Genomic DNA, 15,863 nt, shown 5'->3' with positions numbered 1-15,863 from the left:
GAGAAAAAACATGAGTAAACAATACGCAGTCATCGGACTTGGAAAATTCGGCTTCGCCGTGGCGACGACGCTGGCGCAGGCAGGAAAAGAAGTGCTCGCGGTCGATAAAGACCCGGAGCTGGTACAGGAAATTGCCGATCTTGTTACCTATGCGGCGCGCGCGGACATCACCGACAGCCGTGTTTTTGCATCGCTTGGCATCAGCAACATGGATGTCGTGATCGTCGGCATCTCTGAAAATATGGAGTCGAGCATCCTCGCCACCCTGCAGGCAAAAGAGGCGGGCGTGCCGCTCGTCATCGCAAAGGGCATGAGCCAGATGCATGCCAATATTTTGAAAAAAGTCGGCGCGGACCGCGTCGTGATGGCGGAGAGTGAGACGGGCATCCGCCTCGGAAAAAGCCTGATTTCCGGTGGCTTCCAGGACTTCTTCATGCTGTCGGATTCGTTCTCCATGGTAGAGCTTCCCGTGCCGGAAGAGTGGACGGGGCATAACCTCGAGGAGCTGGATCTGCGGAAGAAATACAGTATCAACGTAATCGCCGTCAAGGACGGGGAAGACATCCGTGTCACGGTCAATCCGAAGACGCTGCTCCGCGCAGAGGAAGTGCTGATTCTGATCGGCGAAAACAAAGAACTTGCCAAATTGATGAAAAACAGGAAATGAGGGGACCATTCATGATTACAAGCAGCAGCAATGCACAGGTAAAAAACATTATTGCGCTGAACAAAAAAGCAAAAGAACGCCGGGAGCAGGACGTTTTCGTGGCGGAGGGCTGGAAAATGTTCCAGGAAGCGCCGCGGGAATGGCTGAAAAAAGTATATGTGTCTGAGAGCGGCAGCAAAATGCATGAAATGCCGTCCGACGGGACAGAATACGAAGTAGTGGACGACCGCGTGTTCCAGTCCATGTGCGACACGAAGACGCCGCAGGGTGTTTTAAGTGTGATCCGCATGCCGCATTACACCGAAGAGGAGGTGATGGACAACGGAAAGACACCGCTTCTGATGGTACTTGAGGATCTGCAGGACCCTGGAAATGTTGGAACAATCATCCGCACCGCAGAGGGCGCAGGAGTCACCGGCATCATCATGAGCCGCGGTACCGCGGATATCTTCAATCCGAAAACGATCCGTTCGACGATGGGCTCGATCTACCGTATGCCGTTTCTGATCGTCGACGATGCGGTCGGATTTGTAAAAGGCTTAAAAGCGCGGAAGATCTGTACGTACGCGGCACATCTGCATGGCGTGCATTCCTACCGCGAGGAGGATTACACAAAAGGAACGGCATTCCTGATCGGAAATGAGGGAAACGGCCTGACTGATGCAATGGCAGAGGCCGCCGAGTGCCTGATCCGTATTCCGATGGAAGGAAAAGTGGAGTCGTTAAACGCAGCGATTGCATCCGCCGTTCTCATGTATGAGGCACACGGCCAGCGCGCATAAAAGAAAGAGCGTTACCGGTTTTCTTACATTTCTCTTAACCTGCCGGAAACCTACTCGACAGAACCGGTATTTTGAGCTAAAATAGAAAGAGCAGAGTCCGGGCTGAATTTCTGTCAGTCCGGTAAAACTGTAATATTTGCCAGAAAAGCAAAAGCTGTTTTGGGAGGAAGGAAAAATGAGTGAGAAAAAAAACATCAGTAAAAAGGAGCTCCGAAGAAGAAAGCGGAAGCGTGCGCTGATGATCAAAACAGGAATTCTATGTGTTCTGCTTGTCATCTTCGGCATTGGAATCTGGGCTTTGGCCGGAGGAACAGAAAAAATCCAGCAGAAAGCACAGGAAAAAGAGGATCAGAAAACAGCAGAGGTGGACGGTTCCGTATCGTCGGACAGCACGGGAAGTGCTGAAGCGCCGACAACGAAAGCACAGATTATGGCGGAAGCCGATGCACTTGCGCAGACATACGATTACGATGGAGCCATTGAAAAGCTCCAGAGCGTAGAGGGCGCAGCGACCGACGCGGATATCATCACAAAAGTAGCAGAGTACACCAGCACGAGAGATGCCTGTGTGCGCGTCAACGTCAACGAAGTAACCCACATTTTCTATCATTCTCTTGTAGTCGATCCGCAGAAAGCGTTCTATCAGGACAACGCACAGACCGCAGGCTTCTGCCAGTGGATGACCACCGTGGATGAGTTCAACGCGATCACCCAGCAGATGTACGACAGAGGATATGTCATGGTTTCGATCAACGATCTCGTGAAAAAGACCGTAGATGATGACGGAACCGTTCATTACGAGGAAGGGGACATTTACCTGCCGGAGGGCAAGAAAGCATTCGTTCTTTCTCTGGATGACCTTTCCTATTACCACTCTTACGACGGACGCGGCATTGCCAGCAAGATGGTAGTCGGCGACGACGGAAAACCGACCTGCGAATACATTCAGGATGACGGAACTGTTGTGACCGGTGCTTACGACTGCATCCCGCTGATGGATCAGTTTATCGAAGCGCATCCGGATGCCGTATACCACAATGCGCGCGGAACCGTAGCACTGACCGGCTACGATGGAATCCTTGGATACCGCACCGACGGTGATTACAAGACGAGAGAAGATCTGACGGATGATCAGGTAGCATGGCTTGATGCACACCCGGATTTCGACTGGGATAAAGAGTGCGAGGAGGCGAAAAAAGTAGCCGATGCGATCAAAGCAGACGGCTGGACATTCGCAAGCCATACCTGGGGCCATATCCGTGTCGGCGACAAACCGATCGAGACGATCCAGGCGGATACCGAGAAATGGCTGACGTATGTTGCACCGCTCATCGGCGGAAGCGATATCATCATCTTTGCACATGGACAGGATCTTTCCGACTGGCACGATTACACGATGGACAATGAGAAGTTTGCTTACTTAAAGAGTCAGGGCTTCAACATCTACTGCAACGTAGATTCCTCCCAGTATTTCGTTCAGGTAAGAGACAATTACCTGCGTATGGGACGAAGAAACCTGGATGGATACCGTCTGTACCAGAACCTCTACGGAGGCGGCGAGGACAGAACAAGCGATCTGTTTGATTCTGCCTCTGTTATTGATCCGCAGCGTCCGACAGATCCATCTCTTTACAATTTAGGTTAAAGAATTTTGAAAATGAAAAAGATCTCACAGAACTTTCTATTATTTATAGAAGAAAGTCTGTGGGATCTTTTTTTCAGCAGGGCGAACCGTTTACAGATATTTTTCTACGAGCGGAAACGGCAGAGGCCCGAGACGGAGCAGTTTTTCATGGAAACCGATCAATGAGAATGAGTCACCTTCCTGTTCCCGCACTTCCGAGAGGAGCTGCGAAAACGAGAGCGATCCGACACAGTATTTCAGATAGTTCGCCGGTGTCTCGAGAATATACTGATATAAAGAGGTAGCGGCCGACGCATCCGTGATGCCGAACTGCGCCAGAAAGGCTGACGCATCCGAGAGGAGCCATCCCTGGCTGTGGATTCCGAGATCCAGCAGCGAGCAGAGGGTAAGATGCACCGAGCGGTTCAGATACCAGAGACGGCAGAGCGCCTGCGTGTTTGCATCGAGATTACGTGCGGCGTAGCGGCAGGCATATGATTCAACGTAGGTTGCCCATCCTTCCACATAACCCGACGGCGCGTAGAGATGGCGGATCAGAAGCGGGTCGGAGCGCGAGAACGAGACGGTCTGGTACAGATGGCCGGGAAAGCCCTCGTGGGCAAGTGTGGAATACAGTTCGATGCCGGTCATCTCATCCGCGGGATTCAGGTAAATGGAGTTGGGTGAATTGATATCGGCGGGCGGTGTGAGATAAAAGGCGGGGCTTAAAAAATCCTTGAGGGAGTCATCCACGGTCTTTACTTCGTATGCGATACCCGAAAGAACGGGAAAATCTTCAGAAACGGCATTCTGCAGATCGGCAAGCATTTCCTCCGGCGTGGAGAACGGCAGCACGAGCGCCTGCTCGGAGAGGGAGAGCGACGGATTCTGATCGAGAATGATCTGCATTTCGGCACACTGGTCCGCAAGCTGCTGTGTTAAAAGGCGGGTCAGCTCCTCCGGTGAAGCGTCAACACCGACGCGGCTGCGGAGAAGATACGCATAGTAGGAAAGTCCGTCTTCCTGCCGGGAAAGACCGCCGGCGTTCTGCGTTCCTTTGCCGCGGAGTGAAGAAAGCGCATCGGAAAGAGAGCGGTAGGCGGGAAAAACACAGGAGGTAAGGAGTTTTTCATGCGTCTGCAGACAGAGATTCCTTTCCGCCTCAGAAAACAGTGAAGACGCCTGCAGTTTATTCTGAAAAACGGTGTGGAGCAGATGGCTTTCCGGTGTATCCGCGTCGGCGAGAAAAGCACTGCACTGGCGGATAATGCCATCGACCGCAAGGTCATTCTGAAACATGCCCTGCCGGGATTTTTCCTGCTCGAGTGCGATGAGGTCGGAGAAATAGCGCGGTAGATCCTGCAGGAGATGGAGGTAGTCGGCGATATCCTGCTGTGTGCGGAACGGGTACTCCGCGAGCAGAATGGGAAGCTGTGCCTGAATCCCGAGCGACGGACCGAGCGGTTCCGCAAGAAGGCTGGTGCTGCCCGGCATTTTCTCGCAGTCCAGCTCGTAGAGCAGAAGATCGAGCGTGATCTGATTTTCCGCGGAGAGGCGGTTTCGATGAAAGGATGTGAGCGTTGTTTCCACACTCTGCAGCAGGGCATCATACGAGGTGCGGTAAGGGATGGAAACCGTGCCGAACGAGGCGGTGCCGGGGGCAATTCCGCGGGAAGCCGGATCAGCGAGGGTATAGTGGAGCGTGATGGCAGAAGAGGTTACCTCGGAGTGGAACCGTTCCTCCACATACGCGGAAAACCGGCGGTTCTCACCAGGGGAAAAGAACGGGGAAAAATACCAGAACAGCAGGGCGAAAAGAAGTCCGCCGCACAGAAGCAGAGGGAACAGGATGCGGCGGTGCAGAGAAGCTGGTTTCATAGAATAGGCTCCGGTGCGGACAGTTATCATAAAGTATGTAAAAAATGCTGATTTTATGCGCTTTTTCCGTGGCCTTTCATTTGACTTTCCAAAACGGCTTTGCTATAATCAGTAACGAATGAAATAAGGGACTTTTCAGTGCGGAACGGATTTGAAAAAGAATCCGCGAAGATAAAAGGGAATCAGGTGGAAATCCTGAGCGATCCGGTCACTGTAAGCAGGGAGTGTTAGCTGCAGAAATGCCATTGTGCGAAACGCATGAGAAGGCGCGGCTGCCGTGAAGATCTGCGAGTCAGGAAACCTGCTGGAAAGGTTAGTGAATCGCTTCCGATGAAAGCATATATTCATGGAAAGATGTACGAAGCAAAATCGGACATCTGCTTTTTTGTCGCCATGCGTCCGAAAAAGAGCTTCGGTGGAGAAACTCTTTTGCAGAAAAAGCAGATGTCTGTTTGTCTTTTCGCAGAAAAAATGTGTCCTCAAAAACAAGATTACTTGCAGGGAGACATCATTGACGGGGACAGGCACCGCCCAGCTGCCTGAAAAAGTCAGACGGAATCCGGAGCAGATGCGCGAAGGATATCCGAAGAAAAGGAGAAGTTATGAAAGGAAATTCAAGCAAATTTCTGGCACTGCTGCTGTCGGCGTCCATGATCATGAGCCCGACTGCCAGCGTATTAGCAGATACGCAGGAAAAAGCAGCACAGACAGAAAGCAGCGCAGCCGCAGAGGAAGCGCTGCAGAGCGAAGAAACAGCAGAGACGGCAGAACCGGAAACAACACCGGCAGAAACCGAGAGCAGTGAAAGCACTGCAGAGACTCCGGCAGAAGAGCCGACGGAAACACCGGTTGCGCCTGCAGAGGATCAGACACCGGCAGGATCTGACGAGACCGAGACACCATCTGCAGATGAGGATGCTTCGGAAGATACTGCAGAGGACACTGCAAAAGACGGTGAAGAGACTGCCGATACCACAGAAAAAGAGCCGGAAGCAGCAGATGAGACTTCCCAGGATGCTAAAAAAGAAACACCGGCAAAAGAAGAAACCAAAGATGCTGTAAAAGAGAATACCAGTCCGGCGGCAGAACAGCCGAAAACGGAAGTAAAAGAAACAACCAAAAATGAGGCATCCAATACAGCCGAGGAGAAAGAAACAAAAGCAGCGGAAGCAGCAAAACCGGCAGATGGTGAGTATGAGACTTCTGCAGAAGCAACCGGAAGCATGTTCCGTGTGATTTCTTCCAGACTCATCGTAAAAGATGGAAAACTGAAAGCATCCATTCTGCTGAGTGGAACCGGCTATGATTACCTGTATACGGGAACAGCAGCAGAAGCTGCCGCAGCAGATGAAAAGAGCTGGATTGCTCCGACAGGAAGCGAAACCTATACGGATACGAAGACCGGTGCAGAAAAGACCGGATATCGTTTTGAAATTCCGGTGGAAGAGCTTGACAAACAGATGGATGTTGCCGTTCGCTCAGCCAAGAAAAAAACATGGGCTGATAAAACTGTTACGATCCACAGCACCGCTGCAATCCCGACCGTAACCCCGGAACCGACCGAGCCCCCGGCCCCGAGTGAAACACCAGGCGATGATTCTTCCGAGACACCAGTCAGCGTAGAAGCACCTGTTGTAAAGGACAACGGTCAAGCATTCAAAATGTTCCTCATCTCTGAGGCAACCATGATCAACAAGGGCGACAAACTTGTTCTTACCCTGAAAACAAACAACACATCGTTTGATAAACTGTATTTTGGAAATAATGATGACCTTGCAAAAGCACCGGTTATTCAGGGAATGCAGGAAGCAAACGACGGTTTTTCCTTTGCGTTTGAAGTAGATGCTGACAAAGCCGGCACAACCGTTCCGATTGTTCTTGGAAAGAAAGACGGAACCTGGTATACGAAACAGCAGCTTTACTTTGTGATTCCGGGAACGAAAACACCAGATGTTACACCAACCCCGGAACCGACCGTAACCCCGGAACCGACTGAGATCCCGGCACCAACCGCAACGCCGACCCCGGAGCCATCTAAAGTTCCAAATGGCATTTACAGCGGAACCGCCGAGACGGGTGCTCAGATGTTCAAAGTAGTGGCTGTGGAGCTGACCGTAAAAGATGGTGATATGAAAGCTAAGATCACCTTAAGCGGTGTTGCTTATGACTACCTGTATATGGGAACTCCGGAAGAGGCAGCTGCTGCAGATAAGAGCGCATGGATCGCGGGCATCGGAACAGCGGATTATACGACCGATGACGGACAGACCAAAACCGGAATGCAGTATGAAATCCCGGTAGCAGCACTTGATCAGCCGCTTACCGTTGCATCCCATTCTGAAAAACGGGACAAATGGTATGCAAGAACCATCACCATCGCATCAGCAAGTCTGAAAAAGACCTCAGATCTTCCGGCAGATGAGACAAACAAAATTGCAGACGGTATCTACGAAGCAACTGCTGAGACTGGTGCAGCAATGTTTAAAGTAGTCAAAGTAAAACTGACTGCAAAAGATGGAAAAATGACAGCACTTATCACCTTAAGCGGAGTAGGTTACAATTACCTGTATCTGGGAACAGCAGCAGATGCAGCAGCAGATAAGAGTGCATGGATTGCATCCAAAGGAAAAGGTGAGTACACCTTAAACGGCGAGACAAAAACAGGACTGCAGTTTGAAATTCCGGTAGAAGCACTGGATCAGGGCCTGGCAGTGGCAGCTCACGCAGTAAAGAGCGGCAAATGGTTTGACAGAACCATCACGATCGCATCCTCCAGCCTGAAAAAGACCGGAGATCTGCCGTCGGATGATTCCAACGATCCGAAACCAACCATTGTTCCGACCAAGACCCCAACCGTATCTCCATCTGAGACACCGGTTGTAAAACCGACCAGCACCCCGACTCCGGCACCGACCCAGAAACCGGCCGATACCAAACCGGAGCAGGAATCCAAATATGAGTCTGACTTAAGCGGCGGCACATCCAAAGTAGACAGTGCAACCACACTGGCAGATGGCGTTTACACACCAGACGGATTCTCCTTCTCCGGCGGATCCGGAAAGGTAACCATCTCCTGCAGCAAGATTACTGTAACGAACGGACAGGCTTATGCAACGATCGCATTCAGCAGTCCGTACTACGGATATGTAAAAGCAAACGGAAATAAATACATGGCAAATGTCAGCGGCGGAAGCAGCATCTTCACCATTCCGGTTGAGCTGAACAAGAACAATACCATCATCGGTATGACCACCAGAATGTCCGTTGCCCATGAGATTTCCTACAACATCTTCATCTCCCTGGCAGCAGCAAAGAAGGGCGGCAGCACTTCTTCCAGCACAGGATTTGTAAAAGCAGACGGAACAATCTCCACGATCAGCACCGATAACTCCAAGCTGGATACCACCGCTCCGGAGATCATGGGACTGGAATACAAAGCAGAGACAAAACTTGCTTACGCAGAGTACTTCAAGATGTATCATTACGACGAAGGCATCACCCTGCTGGAGATCGATATGACAAAAGATACCGAGCGTGATCCGGAGAAACAGACCGAGGACGACAAGAAAGCAGAAGATACCAATACCGCAGCAGCAGAGGATACCGCAGCAGCAACCGACGAGGAAGAAGCGGCAGCAGCATCCGATTCCAAAAAAACCAGCACTGAGAAAGCGAAAGATCTGACCGAAAAGACAAAAGAGCTGTACGAAGGCAATGTTGTCAAATATCTGATCGTTCCGAAAGATGTTGAGATTCCGGCAGGACTGGACAAAGATATGATCGTGATCCAGCTTCCGGTTGAGAAAACATACGTAGCATCTGAGGATGCCCTGAAACTTCTCGATGAGCAGTTAGACGCAGCAGAGAGCATCAAAGCAGTCGGCATGGAGCAGAAAGACTGCCAGATCGAAAACATTGCAAAAGCAATGGAAAACAAAAAAATCTCCTTCGACGGAGCATTCGATGATCTGGACTACAAAGCTCTGGTAAAAGACGAAATCGATTTTGCAATTCTTCCGTCTGAGTTCCTTCCGGGAAATGCAAAAGATGAGGAAGATGCTGATGCAGCCGACGAGACCGCAGATACCAAAGCTGAGGATCAGAAGGACGATAAAGACGATAAGACAACGGATGAGAAAGCAGACGAAGACAAGACTCCGGAAGAACTTCTGAAAGAGGAAAATGAGCGTCTGTCCGACACCGCAGAGCGTCTGGCAACCCTGACCATTCCGATGCTGGTTGACCGTTCCGCAGACGAGAAGACCGATCTTGCGAAAGCAGAGTGGCTGAAAGTCTACGGCGTGATCTTCGGATGCGAGGATCAGGCAAACGAGCTGTTCCAGCAGATGGTAAAGGCAGAAGAGAATAAATAAGTACAATAATTTGCAGCAAAAAATGAGAAAGGGCTGCTGCCGTATGGCAGCGGCTTTTTCTTTAAGAAAGGAATATCAAATGACAGGAAAAAACGAAAGAAAGCTGAAAAAATGGGCTGCACTTTTTCTTGCAGCAGCGATGTCACTGACGGCCTGCGGCAGCACCGCATCAACGGGAAGCAGCACATCGTCCGCGTCGGGCACTTCGGCAGTTTCTGAGAGCAGCACATCCACAGCATCCGCAGCAGACGTTTCCGAAAGCCAGACGGAGAGCACATCCGTCTCGGAAAGTACGGCTGAAAGTGAAAGCACCTCCGAAGCCACTGCTGCGAGCAGCACCTCCGGGAGTGATACCGCATCCGCGGATGGTTTCGCAACGACAGACGATGTCAGCGACGCACCGGACATCACCGGAATCACCATCGAGAGCAAGATGGTCCTGAATTACGCCGAGTGCTTTAACGTATACTACTGCACAGACGGCTATAAACTGATCGATGTCAAAGACGGCGCGCAGTATCTGCTCGTCCCGGACGGAAAAGAGGCGCCGGATGACCTCGATTCCGACGTAATTGTAATCCATCAGCCGCTGGAACGCATCTACATGGCAGCAACCTCTCCGATGGCGCTGTTCGATGCCATCGACTCCCTCGATACGATTCGTCTCTCCGGTGAAACCGCAGACAACTGGTACGTACAGGATGCCGTTGACGCGATGAATGCCGGAACGATGATCTTCGCCGGAAAATACAGTGAGCCGGATTACGAACTTCTGGTCAGTGAGAACTGTGATCTGGCCATTGAATCCACGATGATCCTCCATTCCCCGAAGGTACAGGAGATGATCGAGATGCTCGATATTCCGGTCTTCATCGACCGTTCCAGCTACGAATCCCAGCCTCTTGGCAGAACCGAATGGATCAAACTCTACGGTGCCATGCTGGACAAAGAGGAGGAGGCAGCCGACTTCTTTGCAAATCAGGCAAGTGTTGTGGAAAATCTGAAGAATTTCCAGAATACCGAAAAAACGGTCGCTTTCTTCTATATTAATACGAGCGGAGCTGCCGTTGTGCGGAACCCGGAGGACTATATTTCCAACATGATCGAGCTTGGCGGTGCGCGCAACGCCTTCCGTGATCTCCAGGACGACAGCGGAAAAACATCCGTGCCGATCACGATGGAGCAGTTCTACGATACGGCCGAAGATGCGGACTATCTGATCTACAACGCAAGCATCGATTCCACCGTCAAAACCCTGGACGACCTGCTGGCAAAGGATTCCATGTTTGCCGATTACAAAGCAGTCAAAGAGGGCAACGTCTGGACAACCGAGAAATCCATGTATCAGGCAACCGATAAAATTGCACAGTTTACCAACGACATTAACCTTCTGGTAACGGGCGGCGATCCGGATCAGATGGTATTCTTAAGAAAATTATCCTGATGGAGGAACGTATGTCAGAGAAAAAAAATATGACAGGAAAAGAGAACAGTTTCCATATGGAAAACTTCCGGCGCCGTTCGCGGTATGCCGCTGTGTTCCTGGTGCTGATTCTGGCGTTCGCCGCCATCACCGTGTTGAATATCAATTCCGGAAACGTAAATATTTCGATTCCGGAAATTTTCCGGATTCTGCTGCGGCGGACCGGAGAGGGGAAAGCGTACAATATTATCTGGAAAATCCGCCTTCCGCGTATTCTGATGGCGGCAATCCTAGGCGGTGCTCTGTCCCTGTCGGGCTTCCTTTTACAGACTTTCTTTGAAAACCCGATTGCCGGTCCGTTTGTTCTTGGAATTTCCTCGGGAGCCAAAATGGTCGTGGCGCTGACCATGATCTTTTATCTGGAGTGGGCGCGCAATATCACATCTTACACGATGATTGTTGCAGCATTCTTAGGATCCCTTCTCTCCGTCGGCTTCATTCTGCTGATGTCCCGACGGATCAAAAATATGGCAGGACTTCTCGTCGGCGGTATTATGATCGGTTACATCTGCTCGGCGGTCACGGATTTTGTTGTCACCTTCGCGGAGGATTCCGATATCGTCAACCTCCACGGCTGGTCACAGGGAAGCTTCTCCGGCATGAGCTGGAGCAACGTAGCGATCTCTGCGGCTGTGATCGGCATCACCTTTGTCATCACGTTCCTGATGGCAAAACCGATCGGTGCATACCAGCTCGGTGAGGCGTATGCGCAGAGCATGGGTGTCAACATCAAAGTATTCCGCATCGCGCTGATTCTGCTTTCGAGTATTCTCTCCGCATGCGTCACCGCATTTGCCGGTCCGATTTCGTTTGTCGGCATTGCCGTCCCGTTCCTCGTTAAACAGAGCCTCGGCACATCGCGTCCGCTCGTCGTAATCCCGGGAACGTTCCTCGGCGGAGCCGTCTTCTGTATGATGTGCGACCTGATCGCGCGTATGGCGTTTGCACCGCTGGAGCTGTCCATCAGTACGGTCACATCGATCTTTGGTGCGCCGGTCGTCATTTTCATGATGCTGCGCCGGAAAAGGGGGTAAGAGAATATGAATGAATATTATTTTCATCTGGACCACCTGACGGTCGGCTATGATAAGAAGCCGCTGATCAAAGATATCTGCATCAGCATCGAAAAAGGCGAGATCGTTACGCTGATCGGACCGAACGGTTCCGGTAAATCAACGATTCTGAAAAGCATCACCCGCCAGTTAAAGCTGGTCGGCGGAAATGTGGAGTTTGATGGGAAAAACCTGCATGAGCTTTCGTTCCGCGAGTTGTCCACGAAGATGGCCGTTGTGCTGACGGAGCGCATGAAGCCGGAGCTGATGACCTGCCACGATATCGTGGCAACGGGCCGCTATCCGTACACCGGACGGCTCGGCATGCTGACCCGCGAGGATGAGGAGAAGGTCGAGAAGGCGATGCGCGCCGTTCATGCCGAAGAGCTCGGCGGCCGCGATTTCAACGCCATCAGCGACGGCCAGCGCCAGAGAGTGCTTCTTGCGCGTGCGATCTGTCAGGAGCCGGAGGTCATCATCCTCGACGAGCCAACTTCTTTCCTCGATATCCGCCACAAGCTGGAACTGCTCGCGATTCTGCGCCGCATGGCAAAGGAGAAGGGCATCACCGTCATCATGTCGCTGCATGAGATCGATCTGGCACAGAAAATTTCAGATAAGATCATCTGCGTCAAGGGCGATGCTATTTCCCATTTCGGCGCACCGGAGACAATTTTCCGCGAGGATATCATCCGCGAACTGTACGAGATTGACAATGGTTCGTTTGACCCGTGCTTCGGAAGCATCGAGCTGCCGCGGCCGGAGGGAACACCGCGCGTCTTTGTCCTCGCAGGCGGCGGAACGGGAATCCCGGTGTTCCGGAAACTGCAGAAGGAAAATGTCCCGTTTGCGGCAGGCGTCCTGTATACGAACGATATCGATTACCAGCTCGCCCGCATTCTGGCGATGGAGACGGTAACCGAAGCACCGTTTCAGGAGATCGGCGACGAGGCATTTGCCCGCGCCTGCGAGCTGATGAAGAGCTGTGAACGTGTCATCGACACCGGCGTCCCGGTGGGCATGTGCAACCGCCGGATCGAAGAGCTGAGGGCAGAAGCAAAGCGGCTTGGAAAGCTGGCAGAGTAAAACAAAGAAAAATCCAATCAAAATCTCCTGTCTGGGAACGAAACAATTGTTTTCCGAACAGGAGATTTTCTTTTTGCAGCCATTGTAAAAACAGCAAAAGAACACGAAAAATGTAATATTAAATTGTACGAAAAATTCACACAATTCAAGTCAAAAACCAACAGAGATTGACACTTAAAAAGTCAAGTGCTTTGTAAAATCTTTTGGTGAAATAACGGTTTTCTCTGTTATGACCAAAACACGCGTTCTGATTTCGCAAGATTTAAACACATGCTTTCCACACCGTTTTTCGTGGATAATGTGGATAACTCGGTGTATAACTTGTTTTTAGGCATGTTTTCGGTGGTTAACTATGTGGATAACTTGTGGACGAGATGTTTATAAAATTGGCCCGTGTGGAAAAAACCCGGTTTCTTTGTGCAATTTCGACAAAAGAGGTTTTAAAGTTTTATACGACTGACATGAAAGGTTTTTCAGATTTCAGAAACTACGGAAAAACAGAAAAAAGCAGGCAGTTCTCCGTACAATACGAAGAATGCCTGCTTTTGCCGTATTCTATTCGAAAGAAGCCATCAGTGGCTGATCAGATATTTCTCTACCGAAGTCACACAGTTCGCGCCGTCGGCGGCTGCCGTGATGATCTGACGGAGCTGCTTCGTGCGGACATCGCCTGCGGCGAACACGCCCGGCACGCTCGTCACACCGTCTTCGCCGGCTTTGATGTAGCCAGCCTCATCGGTTTCTACGGTGCCTGCGATCAGTGCGGAGACCGGAACGATACCGACGGCAATAAACACGCCGTCTACCGTGATCATACCGGCTTCTCCTGCCTTTTTGTTCGTTACCTTCACGCCGGACACCATCTCGTTTCCCTCGATGGAATCCACAACCGTATCCCACACCATTTCCACATTCGGCAGTGCCAGCAGTGCATCCTGGAGAACACCGGCTGCCCGCAGTTCATCGCGGCGGTGGATCACGTAAACCTTTTTGCACGTTCTGGCAAGGAAAATCGCATCCTCCACGGCGACATCGCCGCCGCCGATAACGGCAACGGTTTTGTCTTTGAAAAATGCGCCGTCACACGTTGCACAGTAAGAGACGCCCATGCCGGAGAGTTCCTTTTCACCAGGTACATTTAACGCGCGGTGCTCCGCACCGGTTGCAAGAATGACCGTTCTGGCATGATACTCATTTTTTCTCGTGCGGACAATCTTGATCTCTTCGTCAAGAACAAGCTCCTTCACACGCTCGCGGGAAAATTCCGCGCCCATTTTTTCAGCGTGTGCGCGCAGCGTGCTTCCGAGATCCATGCCGCTGATGCCCGGAAGGCCGGGATAGTTGTCTACTTCATAGGTATTCAGCACCTGGCCGCCGCTTGCAAAGTTTGCCTCAATCGTAAGAGAGGAGAGCTTTGCGCGTTTCGCATAAATCGCGGCAGAAAGACCCGCCGGGCCGGAGCCGATGATGATAACGTCGTATAAGTTTTCCATAAAAATCCTCGTTTTCGTCTGTAGTAAGCTGCCATGCAGCCATTTTTCTGAAAGTATCGTTACGGAGCCGGTGTTTCGGACGGTTCCTGACTGTCGGAAACGGAAGATGAATCTTCCGCGGAAGTTTTTTTGGCTTCTTCTTCCGGCGCTTCCGGCTGGTTGTGAACCACCTTGATGCTGCGTACCAGCTTCAGATCGTTGTCGATGCCGATTTCAGTGTAGTCCAGCTTTTCGTCATCACTATAGAATGTGTAGAGTGTCAGGTTACTATCCTCTTTTTCCGTTTTTTCTGATTTGGCATCCCCTGCCTTCGCCAGAAAATCGCTCTCGGAAGTGCCGAGCGTGATGCCGTTTGTGATTGAAATCGGAATCTTTGTCGTATCGAGATCGCCGTACAGCGAAGTAACAAAACAGTTGCGCACTGTCGTCGCCTCCGCGCCGTAATTATGTACGGTGCAGTAAAGCTTCTGACCGCCCTTTTCCAGCGTGACGTAGCCGTATTTTCCGTTTAAAACGGCCGTATCGGACTCTTTCATATTGACGGTCCAGTCGTGGTCCAGAAGTTCACTGACCGGAACGGGAAGATGATAGAGTACATCGTCAAAGCGGACGGTCCAGTCGTTGATTTCACTGCTGTCGGCTTCCGGTGCCTGGTAGGCCTCCACTTCCGGTGTTGTGGCATCGCTGACACCATCGAGCGCTTCTGCATCAGCCGTGGTCGTAAAGTTCTGCATATCGAGGGAATACAGAATTCCCGTTTTGTTATCGAAGCCGAGCGTGATCGTCTGGTACAGCCCGTACTCATACGTGAACTGCACAGAGGTATCGGTCTCATAACGGTCCTTTGGCGCACCGTAGATGCTTTCCGCATCCTCCATCAGCGACTGCTGCAGAGTGACGCCGTTCGGCAGGCCGACATAGATATTCTGGCCCTCAGCGGTCGAGGTGTCGATGTGAATGCCTCCGATCAGGCATTCCGCCACTGGCTTTGCCGTGGTATCCGGATTGGCAATATCGACGGTAATCTGGTTTCCGTCCTTTTCAAAACTTTCGCCCTCTGAGAAGGATTCCGGCTGAATTTCCTTCGTGTCGTCGCCGCTGTAGACCCAGCCAAGCGCTGTAAAATCCGCGTAGGATTCCGGAATTTCGTATGTATCGCCCCAGATGGCAAGCTGAAAACTGTTCAGGTTCTTCGAGAGATCCACATCGTATTCCGGAATCTCATCGGAATCGCCGGAGGCCGCCAGATTGTCTTCGGGGTTGTCATCGTCGGTACTCTGACTGATGGTTGTGATCGGAATCGTTTCTGTTTTCTTTCCGCAGCCGCTCGTTCCCACGAGGAAAGCGGCAAATACTGCTGTTAAAACCCAACGGTATTTTTTCATCAAAACCTCCTCATAATAAATGGTTAAAAATATTTGAAAG

11 protein-coding genes and 1 riboswitch are annotated in these 15,863 nt (G+C 51.3%); of the genes, 8 read left to right on the top strand and 3 right to left on the bottom strand.

Annotated features, from left to right (window positions below; translation table 11 throughout):
- Window positions 1-10 precede the first annotated feature (10 nt).
- From DXB83_RS07370 to DXB83_RS07360, 3 genes are all read left to right on the top strand, one after another.
- Window positions 11-667, top strand: a complete 657-nt coding sequence (locus DXB83_RS07370) for a potassium channel family protein (RefSeq protein WP_055267716.1) — start codon at window positions 11-13, stop codon at window positions 665-667.
- Between the two features lie 11 nt (window positions 668-678).
- Window positions 679-1,449, top strand: coding sequence for a TrmH family RNA methyltransferase (locus tag DXB83_RS07365; RefSeq protein WP_055228546.1), 771 nt, complete (start codon window positions 679-681; stop codon window positions 1,447-1,449).
- 175 nt (window positions 1,450-1,624) lie between these two features.
- Entirely contained in the window at window positions 1,625-3,094 is a 1,470-nt protein-coding gene (locus DXB83_RS07360) for a hypothetical protein (protein WP_022461704.1), read from the top strand.
- A 90-nt stretch (window positions 3,095-3,184) separates the two neighbouring features.
- On the opposite strand, the gene DXB83_RS07355 is transcribed toward DXB83_RS07360, so the two are convergent.
- Window positions 3,185-4,951, bottom strand: a complete 1,767-nt coding sequence (locus tag DXB83_RS07355) for a DUF885 domain-containing protein (protein WP_158580592.1) — start codon at window positions 4,949-4,951, stop codon at window positions 3,185-3,187.
- Between the two features lie 119 nt (window positions 4,952-5,070).
- A riboswitch (cobalamin riboswitch) is annotated at window positions 5,071-5,274 on the top strand.
- Between the two features lie 31 nt (window positions 5,275-5,305).
- On the opposite strand from DXB83_RS07355, the gene DXB83_RS16430 reads away from it, so the two are divergent.
- The 5 genes from DXB83_RS16430 to DXB83_RS07335 all read left to right on the top strand — a co-directional run bounded on the left by DXB83_RS16430 (window position 5,306) and on the right by DXB83_RS07335 (window position 12,945).
- On the top strand, window positions 5,306-5,494 hold the full coding sequence (locus DXB83_RS16430; RefSeq protein ID WP_147398329.1) for a hypothetical protein: 189 nt from the start codon (window positions 5,306-5,308) through the stop codon (window positions 5,492-5,494).
- A 59-nt stretch (window positions 5,495-5,553) separates the two neighbouring features.
- A complete protein-coding gene (locus tag DXB83_RS07350) occupies window positions 5,554-9,324 on the top strand; it encodes a hypothetical protein (RefSeq protein ID WP_118601132.1) in 3,771 nt (1,256 codons plus the stop codon).
- A 79-nt stretch (window positions 9,325-9,403) separates the two neighbouring features.
- On the top strand, window positions 9,404-10,768 hold the full coding sequence (locus DXB83_RS07345; RefSeq protein WP_243030570.1) for an ABC transporter substrate-binding protein: 1,365 nt from the start codon (window positions 9,404-9,406) through the stop codon (window positions 10,766-10,768).
- 11 nt (window positions 10,769-10,779) lie between these two features.
- Window positions 10,780-11,841, top strand: coding sequence for a FecCD family ABC transporter permease (locus DXB83_RS07340; protein ID WP_243030568.1), 1,062 nt, complete (start codon window positions 10,780-10,782; stop codon window positions 11,839-11,841).
- Between the two features lie 6 nt (window positions 11,842-11,847).
- Window positions 11,848-12,945 carry an ABC transporter ATP-binding protein gene (locus DXB83_RS07335; RefSeq protein ID WP_118601131.1) on the top strand — a complete coding sequence of 366 codons (1,098 nt, stop codon included), beginning with the start codon at window positions 11,848-11,850 and terminating at the stop codon, window positions 12,943-12,945.
- Window positions 12,946-13,517: 572 nt separating this feature from the next.
- On the opposite strand, the gene trxB is transcribed toward DXB83_RS07335, so the two are convergent.
- A complete protein-coding gene (trxB, locus tag DXB83_RS07330; RefSeq protein ID WP_118601130.1) occupies window positions 13,518-14,438 on the bottom strand; it encodes a thioredoxin-disulfide reductase in 921 nt (306 codons plus the stop codon).
- Window positions 14,439-14,497: 59 nt separating this feature from the next.
- Window positions 14,498-15,823 carry a hypothetical protein gene (locus DXB83_RS07325; protein WP_118697388.1) on the bottom strand — a complete coding sequence of 442 codons (1,326 nt, stop codon included), beginning with the start codon at window positions 15,821-15,823 and terminating at the stop codon, window positions 14,498-14,500.
- Window positions 15,824-15,863: the final 40 nt, after the last annotated feature.

The organism is Blautia sp. OM06-15AC (assembly GCF_003481425.1).
GTDB classification, from domain to species: Bacteria; Bacillota; Clostridia; order Lachnospirales; family Lachnospiraceae; genus Fusicatenibacter; species Fusicatenibacter saccharivorans.
This window is presented reverse-complemented; position numbering and strand designations above follow the sequence as displayed.